The following is a 9,829-nucleotide window of genomic DNA, read 5'->3' as shown; positions in this document are numbered from 1 at the left end:
AAGAGACAGTCCCCCATCCGCGTCCCCGATCCCCCATGAGGTGGCCCATGGCCTCGGCGCCCGCTGTCCCCCAAGGGCCCGTGCCCGATGGGGAGGGGCGGAGCCACCGCGCCACGCTGGCCCGCTCGGTGCGGCTCCTCAGCGCGTTCCGGCGTGAGCAGCGCGATCCGGAATACTTCTACGACCTGATGGCCCGCGACACGGTGACGCAGCTCGGCTCGTACACCGACCTGGCGGGGGCCACCGTCGTCGACGTGGGTACCGGCTCCGGCTCCTTTGCGCGCGCGCTGACCATGGCCGGTGCGCGGTGTACGGGCATTGACCACGACCTCGCCGAGCTGGCCGCGCATGGGACGCCAGGTCCGAACACCCTTGTCGCCAGCGCCCTGGCCCTGCCATTCAGGACGGGCTCCGCCGACGTGTGCTTCTCCTCGAACGTGCTGGAGCATGTTCCGGAGCCGTGGCGGATGGCCGGCGAGATGGTCCGCGTGACCCGTCCGGGCGGCATCGTGTTCCTGTCGTTCACGAACTGGCTGTCGCCGTGGGGCGGGCATGAGACCTCGCCGTGGCACTATCTGGGCGGCGACCGGGCGGCCCGGAGGTACGAGCGGCGGACGGGCCGTCCGCCCAAGAACCGGTACGGGCAGAGCCTGCACCCCGTCTCGGTGTCGGCGGCGCTCGCCTGGGCCCGCGGCCGCGACGACGTGCGGATCCTCGACGCCGTGCCCCGCTACCACCCGCGCTGGGCGGAGGGCGTCGTCCGCGTCCCCGGGCTCCGGGAGGTCGCGACGTGGAACCTGGCGCTCGTCCTGCGCAAGCGGGCCGGCGGGCCGTGAGGCCCGCGCCCGCCGCACGGGCGGCGGCGCCCTCGCCGCCCCCGATCTCCGGTCATCAGGACACGCTGGACGGGATCCGGGCGGTGGCCGCGCTGGCCGTCCTCGTGTACCACGTGGCCAGCTCGGCGGGCGCGATCGTCGATCCTGACGGCGCGGGATGGCTCTACAACGGCGGCCAGGTCGGAGTGCCGGTCTTCTTCACGCTGTCCGGTCTGCTGCTGTACCGGCCATGGGCAGCGGCAGTACTGGACGGACGGGCCGCCCCGAAGGCGGGCGAGTACTTCCGCAAGCGCGCGCTGCGGATCCTTCCGGCCTACTGGGCCGTAGTCATCGGCTACATGCTCACGGCCGGGCGCGGGCACATAGGCGACCCCCTTACCTGGGGTTCGCTGCTGACGCTCACGCAGACCTACCTGCCCGACCCGTGGTGGCGGAGCGGCCTCGGCCCGCCGCACCTCGGGCAGGCGTGGAGCCTCGTGATCGAGGTGGCCTGGTACGCGACGCTGCCGCTCACGGCGGCGGTCCTCGGCTGGTACGCGCGCCGCGTCCCGACCCAGGACGTCGGCGTGCGGGCCAAGCGGCTGCTGTACGGGATCGGCGTGTACGCGGCCCTCTCACTGCCCTACACGGTCGCGATGTTCGTCCCGGACCGGCACGCGCGGATGGGGCTGTGGCTCCCGCAGTACTTCGCCTGGTTCGCGATCGGGATGGCCCTGGCGGTGGTGACGGTGTGGGCGCGGCTGGACGAGCGGCGCCCGGTGGCGGCGCTGTGCCGGGCCGTCGCCGACTCGTGGGCGGCGTGCTGGGCGGCGGCCGCGATGCTGTACGTCGTCGCGTCCACCCCCGTCACGGGGCCGGTCTCGCTCCAGACGCCTGACGTGTTCTGGACCTCGCTGTTCGACCTGGTCGTGAAGGGCCTGTGCGCGGCGGCACTGGTCGCGCCGGTGGCGCTGGCCCCGGCCGGGCATCCGGCGCTCGGCGCGATCCTCGGCAACCCGGTGATGCGGTTCCTCGGCCGGATCTCCTACGGCCTGTTCCTCTGGCAGACGCTGATCATCGTCGGCTGGTACGAGACGGCGGACCGGGGGATCCAGGGGGACGTCCTGACGAATCTCCCGCTGATGGCCGCGGCGTCCATCGCAGCGGCGACCCTGAGCCACTACCTGGTGGAGCGTCCGGTTCGGCGGCTGGTCCAGCATCGTGACCGTTCCCGCCGTGATCGGGCCCGGACCCGGGCGCGGCCCAGCTGAGCTCGATCCGCCCGTCAGGGCCGCCGCCCGGCGGGCGGGGCCGCCACAGCTCGGCCGCGACCCGTCCGACGACCGCGAGGCCGAGCAGCTGGGGCGCGACGTCGCCGAGCGCGCCGGACGGGGCGGCGGGGTTGTCCAGCAGGTCCAGCCAGGCGCCGGTGGCGAGGCAGCCCGCACCGGCCATCATGACTATGGCGATCGGCCACGGCGAGGCCGCGGCGCGCGCGACGCGGGAGCGGCGTGTGCGCGCCCAGCCGCATCCGGCGGCGACCGCGGCGGCGACGGCGAGGCCGGGCGGCCCGGCGATCCAGCCGCCGAGCGCGGCGGCGAGCCCCACGGCGGCCCACGCGGGCCAGCCGGTGCCCGCCGCCACGCCCCGCGCCCCGCGCGGTCCCGGGCCGTGCCGGACGCCGGGCCAGACGGCGACGAGCAGCAGGACGACGAGCAGGTTGAGGCCGGCGACCACCGCGACGCGCTGCGACCGGTCCGGCCCGTAGGACAGCTGGACGGTTCCGCGGGTCCCGGCGGGCACCAGCCAGCCCTGCTTCCAGCCGTCCAGCCGGACCGGGCGGAGGGCCGTGCCGCCGGCGGTGGCGCGCCAGCCGGTGTTGAAGTTCTCGTTGACGGTCAGGAACGACGGCCCGGCGGCGTCCACCTCCAGCTTCCGCGAGCCCGGCCCCCAGCTGATCACCTTGACCGGCTCCGGCTCGGCCTCTGGCGCGCGCGCGCCGCTCCCGGTCCGGCCCGCGGCCCCGGCCGGCGCCCCCACGGTCATGGTCTCGACGCGGTAGGAGTCGAGCGGGACGGACGCCAGGTGGTTCGGCCCGGCCTTCATCTGGGGGCGGCCGCAGGCGGTGAAGCGCAGGGGCCGTCCGGCGAGCAGGTCGCCGAACGTCCCGGTGGCCTTGGTCTGGACGTCCGTCCGGCCGAGCCGGAACTTCGGCCCGTACCCGCAGGGGAGCTGGAGGGGGAAGGAGGCGACGTCGCGCAGGCGCTTGACGCCCGGGATGGCCAGGTCGGTCAGCTGCACCGGTTGCAGCCGCCCGTCCCGGTGGAAGGTGAGGGTCACGCGGTCGGTGGTCATCGGCGCAAACGTCAAGCGGCCCCGCGTGTCCGACAGGACCTCGCGGGCCTCCCCGTTCCGCCCCTCGACCGTGACCCGCATCGGGCCCGCCGCGCCGGGCGGGCGGCTCATCGCCAGCGTCGTGAGCCGCTTGGCGCCCTTCCACTGGACGGTGAACGCGGGCGCGTCGTCCTTCTCCCCGGCGATCCACGTCGTGGCCGGATCGCCGTCGAACCCCGACCTGGCCTGGGCCGCGGGGTGCGCGGAGAAGGTGGAGCCCGCGGTGACGCGCGGCCGGCCCGCGACGGCCGTGTACCGCTCGATCAGGCGCCGGTCGGTGAGCACGGCCGTCCCGGTCATCGGTGCGCGGCCGGGCGCCGCCGCGGTGAACGTCCGGTCGAAGCCGTCGCCCTCCTCGTCCCGGGAGCCGAGGGACGGCGAGCACACCCACCGCCGGCTGCCCTTCATGCACTCGGACGCGGCACCGGGCACGCGGCTCAGCACGTACGCCGCCGGGCCCGTCGCCCCGGCCGGGGCGGGCAGCGTGTAGGTGCGGGTCGGCTTCACCCCGCCGATGGACAGCTCGGCGACCCCGGCGCGCGCGAACGCGGGCACGGCGGGCCGCGTGGCCAGGCCGAGGACGCGCAGCCGCACCCAGCGTGTGGGCCCCTCCGGGACGCGCAGCCGCTGGGCGGCCGTGGTCGCCTGGACGGCCTGCTCCTGCGTCCCGCTCTCGGTCTCCACGGCGACGCGCGCGACGGGCGGTCCCAGTTCGGGGTTCTGGACGAACGCGGCGGTCAAGGTCCGCACCTCGCGGACACTGTCCAGGTCGACGCGCAGCCACTGCCCGGCCGGGCCCTCCCAGCCGCCCGTCTGCCAGGAGGTGAACGGGTCGCCGTCGAGGGCGGCGAACGGGGTCGCGCCGGGCTTGCGGGCCTGCGGGATCGCGTCGTCGCCCGCCGCCGAGGTCGACGCTGCCACGTCGCGGACGCCGCCGCCGTAGGCGACGCGGGTGGTGTAGCGCTCCCAGCCCTCGTCCAGGACGTCGGCGGCCCGGCGCGACTCCCCGGCGGTCAGGGTCGGCGAGGTCTGGTGCAGCTCGCCGAAGTTGCGGCGCAGCAGGCGGGGCGAGTCGGTGACGACGGGGGCGCCGCGCAGGTCGGGGGCGTCGTCGTCCAGCAGGACGGGCGCGTCCGGGAGCGCCTTGGCGTCGGCCATCGCCAGCAGCGACTCGGGCCCCCCGTAGACCCGGACGGGACGGGACGCGTCGGCGAGGCTCGCGACGTCGCCGGCGCCCTCCACTTCGTACACCTCCAGCGCCGGGTACGGCTGGTCCAGCGCCGAGACCGCGTCGTCGACGAGGCCGCCGCCGACCGGGGGCCCGAACGCGGCCGCGCGGCGCAGCCCGGACGAGCCGTCCAGCGCCTGGTGGAGCCGGGACGGCCAGCCGCCGCGCAGCGTCTCGCGCCGCAGGTCGTTGCGGACGAGGACGTACCGCACGCCCATCCGTCCGAGGTAGTCGCCGAGGCCCGGCGAACTCTGCCCCGACCTGACCTGCTGGTCGATGGCGTCCAGCGCGCGCGTGTAGCCGGGCGACCCGGCCGGGACGAGCTGCCGGACACCCCAGCGCGCGTCCAGCAGCGGCTGGACGATGTCGTCCATCGGGCGGCCCCACAGGTACTCGCCGAACGGCGCCCCCGGCAGGGCCAGCACGCCCTGCTGACCGGCGCGCGCGTTGATCCAGGACGCCGCGTCCCGCCAGTACCGGGGGACCTGGTCGAAGTCGCCGGGACCGGTGAGGCCGTGCGAGACGGCCGTGGCGCCGATGCCGCCGAGCGCGACGAGGGCGACGGCCGGGACGCCGGCCAGGGCGCTCAGCGCCCGTCCGAGCGCCGCGCTCCTCGCGGTCCCGTCGGCCGGACCGCTCTTGACCTGCCTGGGGGCCACGACCAGCAGGTGGGCGAGGCCGAGCGCGAGCGGCAGCCGGACGACGGCGTCGAACTTGTGCAGATTGCGGAGCGGGCCGAGCGGGCCGTCCAGCAGGTCGCGAAGCTGCGCGGCGAACGGGCCAGGGACGTCGCTGAGGTGCCCCATCGACACGATGGCGAGCCCGGCGAGCAGCGTCAGCAGCAGGAAGGTCCGCTCGGGCAGCAGCCGTCCGAGCAGCCCGGCGAGCCCGAGCGCCGCGACGGCGCCCGTGCACAGGATCGGCAGCGGGCTGAGCGACAGCCCGTGCCCGACCGGCCACCAGACCTGCCCGTCCACGATCAGGTAGTTGACCCAGCGCTCGGCGCCGCGCAGCACGTTGACCAGGCCCGTGGGCCCGGTCGTCGTGGACGCCTTCTCGGTGTAGGTGAGCCAGGAGAACCCGTACGTCCCCGTGAGCAGCAGTGGGACCAGCCACCAGGCGGTCGCCGCGCCCGCCGCGGCCGTCCACCAGGCCAGCAGCCGGAGCCGGAACGACCCGCGCGGCCGCGTCACCACGTACACGACCGGGACGAGCAGGACGGCGACGGTCGCGGTCGCGTTGATGCCGCCGCAGCACGCGACCGCCAGCCCCGACCGGGCCGCGGCCCGCGCCCGCCCACCCCCGGCCGCGCTGGACGCGGCGGTGACGAGCGGGAGAACGATCCAGGGGAGCATCGCGACGGGCATGTACTCGGACGAGATCTGGCCGAGCGTCGCCAGCGCGTTCGGGGCCAGCGCGTACGCCATCGCGGCGATCACCCGGCCGCCGGGGCCGCCGATGCCGAGCCGCGCGGCCAGGCGCCACGTGCCCGTGAAGGCCAGGCACATCAGCAGCGACAGCCAGAGCCGCTGGGTGATCCACGCGGGCATCCCGGCGAGGTCGCCGAGCGCGTAGAACGGCCCCATCGGGAACAGGTAGCCGACCGCCTGGTTCTGGAGCTGGCCGAACTGCTCGGGATCCCACAGGTGCAGCGCGCGCCCGAGGAACCCGAGCGGGTTCACCGCCATGTCGATCTTGGTGTCGGCCAGGATCGCGCCGGGACGGGTCCCGAACGCCAGGGCGGTCAGGGCCGTGCAGCAGGCGAACACGCGGAGCCGCTCCCGCAGCCGCTCCACCGCGTCCCGCGGAAGGCCCGGCCGGGACGCCTCCCCGCCCGATCCGCCCCGGCGAGGCGCTCCGGCCCGGGGCGGGTCGACTTCTCCCACGGCCATGCTCGCCCTTCTTCTCCCCTCGCGCCTATCGCTCCGGCCGTACGGCCCGCTGCTCTGGGCGGCCGAGGAGCCGTTCGGTCGGGGTTGCCGGGCGGATCTCGCAGATGTTCTCGGGCGCGGCGAGCAGTTCGTCGCGCGCCGGGCCCTCCAGGACGCGCGGGTGCTCGTCACCGTACCGGTGGATCACGTGTGCCCGGTCATCCGCCGTCCAGGACGATCCGGCCCGGACGGAGGCCGCGAGCAGCTCCGCCATCCGGCCGGTGGTCCGCGCCCAGTCGAACTCTCCCGCCCACGCCCGGCAGGCCGCGGCGATCTCCGCGCGCCGGGCGGGGTCGTCCAGCTCCTTCAGGGCGCGCTCGACGACGTCGGCGGCCTCCTCGTCCGGGCAGGCCAGCCAGCCGGTGGTCCCGTGGCGGACGGCGTCGCGCAGCCCGTCCACGTCGGGGGCGACGGTGGGCACGCCGAGCGCGGCCGCCTCGATCACGCTGAGCCCCCAGCCCTCCCCCTGGGATGTGCTGAGGTGCAGGTCGGCGCGGGCGACCAGGGCGGACTTGACCGCGTCGGGGACGTAGCCGTGGGCGATGACGACGCCGCCGAGGCCCCGCCCGGCGATCCCGTCCGCCAGCGCGGGCGCCTCCGGGCCGTCCCCGACGACGTGCAGCCTGAGCCCGGGGTGGCGCTCGGCGAGCCGTCCGGCGAGGTCGAGGAGCCGTCCGAGTCGCTTGTGCGGGACGAGCCGGGTCACGCAGACCAGCTCGGGATCCCCGACCGGTCCGGGGGCGGGCGCGGCCGAGCGTTCCGGGGGCACGGACCCGTTGGGCACGACATACGCGGGCCCCGTCCAGGACAGCCTTTCCCGGACGGCCCGCAGCGTCGACGGCGAGACGACCACGTACGCGTGCCGCCGGTACGCCCAGCGGCTCACCGGCCCTTCCAGCGTCTGCCCGAGCCGGGCCAGCCAGGCCGGGAAGTAGAGGGAGAACTGCGCGTCGTGCACGTGGTGGATCACGCAGAACACCGGGACGCGGCGGGGCAGCGCCCACGGTGTGAAGAACGGGATGCCGTTCTGGCAGTCGATGACCGCGTCGAAGCTCCGGCGCCGGAGGAGAATCCACAGCAGGGCGAGGGGGTAGACGGTGAAGCGGCCGCCCATGCGGACGAACTCCACGCCCTCGACGCGTTCCCCGCGGCGCTGCCCCGGCGCCCTGCTCGTCAGGTAGCGGACGTGGGCGCCGCGCCTGGCCAGCCCCCGCGCCAGCTCCCAGGCATAGCGCTCGGCCCCGCCCGCGGAGGGATGCCACGGATCACGCCAGTTGACGACCGCCAGGCGAAGGCCCGCCACGCGGGCGGTCGTGCTCATCCCGGTCCGGCACCCGACGTGGAGGGCAAGGTGCTGTCCGGCAGGGCGAGCGGCCCGGGGACGTGCCCGGCGGACGCTCCTGGTCCGGCCACCGCGTGTCCGGCCGTTGCGTATCCGGCTGGCGCGGGTCCGGCGGACGGTGCGTGGGTGCGGAACCCGGCGCGCGCGCGGATGCGGGCCAGGTCGAAGAGGCATTGCAGCGAGTGCCGCCGTACCGAGAACGTGGAGCCGGGACGGTCCCGCCAGACGACAGGGATGTCGGTCACCGGCGCGCCGCGCCGCACGCAGTGCGAGAGCAGCTCCACGTCGAACGAGAAGCCGGTGGTGCGCAGGTCGGCCGCCGCGGCGCGGCCCAGCGGCCCGGCGAAGAACTTGAACCCGCACTGGGTGTCGGGGACACCGCCCGCGAGGTCGCGGACGATCCGGTTGAAGGTGATCGCGCCGAGCCGCCTGACCGGCAGCGCGTAGCCTTCGACGACCGACCGACCGTGGCGCCTTGACCCCACCACGACCGGGCGGCCCTCGCGCAGCAGGACGAGCGCGTCGTCCAGCGCGGCGAGGTCTGTGGCCATGTCCGCGTCCATGAACCCGATGTACGGGGCCCGCGTGGCCAGGAGCCCGGCGCGGACCGCGGCCCCCTTGCCCCGGCGCTCGCAGCGCAGCAGCCGCACGCGGACCGGCCCGCGCCACGACCGGACGATCTCGGCCGTGCCGTCGGTGCTGGCGTTGTCGACGACGACGACCTCGGCGCCCACCGGCAGTCCGGCGAGCTTGTCGCAGAGCAGGCCCAGTCCCGCCGGAAGGCGGTCGGCCTCGTTGTAGGCGGGGACGACGATCTCCAGCGGGGCGGGGCCGTCACGCCGGGTCCCCATCAGGTCGGGCGGATCAGCGGGAGCCGTAGTTGTACAGCGGCTTGATGACCGGGTCCTTCTGGGAGGCGCTCGCGAGCTGCACTGCACCGAAGGATGCGCCCGCGGCCAGCAGAACGCCGACCAGCGCGGCGATGGCGATGCGCATCAGTTGGCCCTTCGACGGTGGGTTCGGGGGTTGATACTGCCGAGTAACGGAAGGCTCAGAGTAGTACCTGGGACCAGGATTGACCAGAAAACCACCACACTCGCGACGATCCAGGCAGGAATCGTCAACAGTGCGGAAACACGCTTGTCCCGCACCGCGGCCGCCCCGTCCACGCGGTAGACGGCCAGGTCAGGGCCCCGCAGAACCTCTTCGGTACCGGACGGGCGAATCGTCGCGGTCTCGGCGTCGACCACGACGTACCGGATCCCTTCGGCGCGCAGCGTGGCCGCCGGTGGGGCCCGGGTCGCGGCGGCCGGGCCCAGCCGGACGGCCCTCGGGTCCTCGGGCGCGACGGTCGTCCCCCCACCGCCCGTCCTTGCCACCGTGACGGCGTCGTTGACGATCACGCGGCGGTGCAGATAGCGGGGCAGCGGGTCGAGCACGCGGCGGCCGTGGTTCCAGGGGTAGCTCCGGTACGGCGCCCACGGCAGCACGAGCACGTCCCCGCGTGCCCGGTCGCCGTCGATGATCTGCCGGGCGCGTCCCCAGTCGTCCGGGTAACGGACGGCCCGGATATCGCCCGCCGCGCCCCACGCCAGCGTGGGCAACAGGAGCAGGGGCGCGAGGACGGCCCCGGCGGCGACCATCGGCAGCCGCGCCCCGGCGGCCCGGTCGGCGGCGACGCCGAGCCCCGCCGCGACCACGACGGCCAGCGGCGCCACGTACTGCTGGCCGTCCCGCAGCACTGCGAACCCCGGCCACAGGTCGATCGCGGCCTCCAGGACGGGTGCCGCGACCGCGCCGAGAGACGCCACCGCGAACCCGGCCCCGGCCGCGACCGCCGCGCCCCGCCGCCATCCGGGCTCCCCGCACCACTTCCAGTAGGCGACCAGGGCCCCGATCACCACGAGCAGCCACAGCCCGGCGATCACGGGGGTCCCGTAGCCTCGGGGCACCGTCTCGCCGTTCCAGACGCCGCCGAGTGCGAGCAGGCTCCCGAGCGTCCCGAACGGCGTGTCGGCCCGAGCCGCGAACGCCTCGACGGCCGAACCGTCCTCCGGCATGCCCGCAGGCCGCAGCAGCCCGGGGACCAGCCACGGCAGGCTCAGCACCGCCACCGCCC

Annotated in this window: 6 protein-coding genes and 1 pseudogene; 2 read left to right on the top strand and 5 right to left on the bottom strand. The window is 75.5% G+C overall.

The window, feature by feature from the left end:
- Nucleotides 1-47: 47 nt before the first annotated feature.
- Entirely contained in the window at nt 48-836 is a 789-nt protein-coding gene (locus tag E1298_RS38870; protein WP_131902390.1) for a class I SAM-dependent methyltransferase, read from the top strand.
- Complete coding sequence (locus tag E1298_RS50800; RefSeq protein ID WP_243726075.1) at nt 833-2,086, top strand: acyltransferase family protein; 1,254 nt, start codon at nt 833-835, stop codon at nt 2,084-2,086. Before E1298_RS38870 ends, E1298_RS50800 begins: the two co-directional genes overlap by 4 nt.
- Nucleotides 2,087-3,149: 1,063 nt before the next feature.
- On the opposite strand, the pseudogene E1298_RS50795 reads toward E1298_RS50800, so the two are convergent.
- The 5 genes and pseudogenes from E1298_RS50795 to E1298_RS48770 form a co-directional block, all read right to left on the bottom strand.
- Nucleotides 3,150-6,329 (bottom strand): annotated as a pseudogene (locus tag E1298_RS50795) (alpha-(1->3)-arabinofuranosyltransferase domain-containing protein); the annotation flags it as partial.
- Nucleotides 6,330-6,354: 25 nt separating this feature from the next.
- Entirely contained in the window at nt 6,355-7,689 is a 1,335-nt protein-coding gene (locus tag E1298_RS38855; RefSeq protein WP_131902387.1) for a glycosyltransferase family 4 protein, read from the bottom strand.
- Nucleotides 7,686-8,561: a glycosyltransferase gene (locus tag E1298_RS38850; RefSeq protein WP_131902386.1), complete on the bottom strand. Its 876-nt coding sequence runs from the start codon at nt 8,559-8,561 to the stop codon at nt 7,686-7,688. The genes E1298_RS38855 and E1298_RS38850 overlap by 4 nt, the downstream gene beginning before the upstream one ends.
- A gap of 13 nt (nt 8,562-8,574) precedes the next feature.
- Nucleotides 8,575-8,706 carry a hypothetical protein gene (locus tag E1298_RS51370; protein WP_279499467.1) on the bottom strand — a complete coding sequence of 44 codons (132 nt, stop codon included), beginning with the start codon at nt 8,704-8,706 and terminating at the stop codon, nt 8,575-8,577.
- Nucleotides 8,706-9,829: MmpA family trehalose lipid delivery protein (locus E1298_RS48770; RefSeq protein ID WP_481726147.1), on the bottom strand; the 1,124-nt coding region annotated here is incomplete at its 5' end. The genes E1298_RS48770 and E1298_RS51370, both read right to left, overlap by 1 nt.

This window comes from Actinomadura rubrisoli, assembly GCF_004349215.1.
GTDB classification, from domain to species: domain Bacteria; phylum Actinomycetota; class Actinomycetes; order Streptosporangiales; family Streptosporangiaceae; genus Spirillospora; species Spirillospora rubrisoli.
This window is presented reverse-complemented; position numbering and strand designations above follow the sequence as displayed.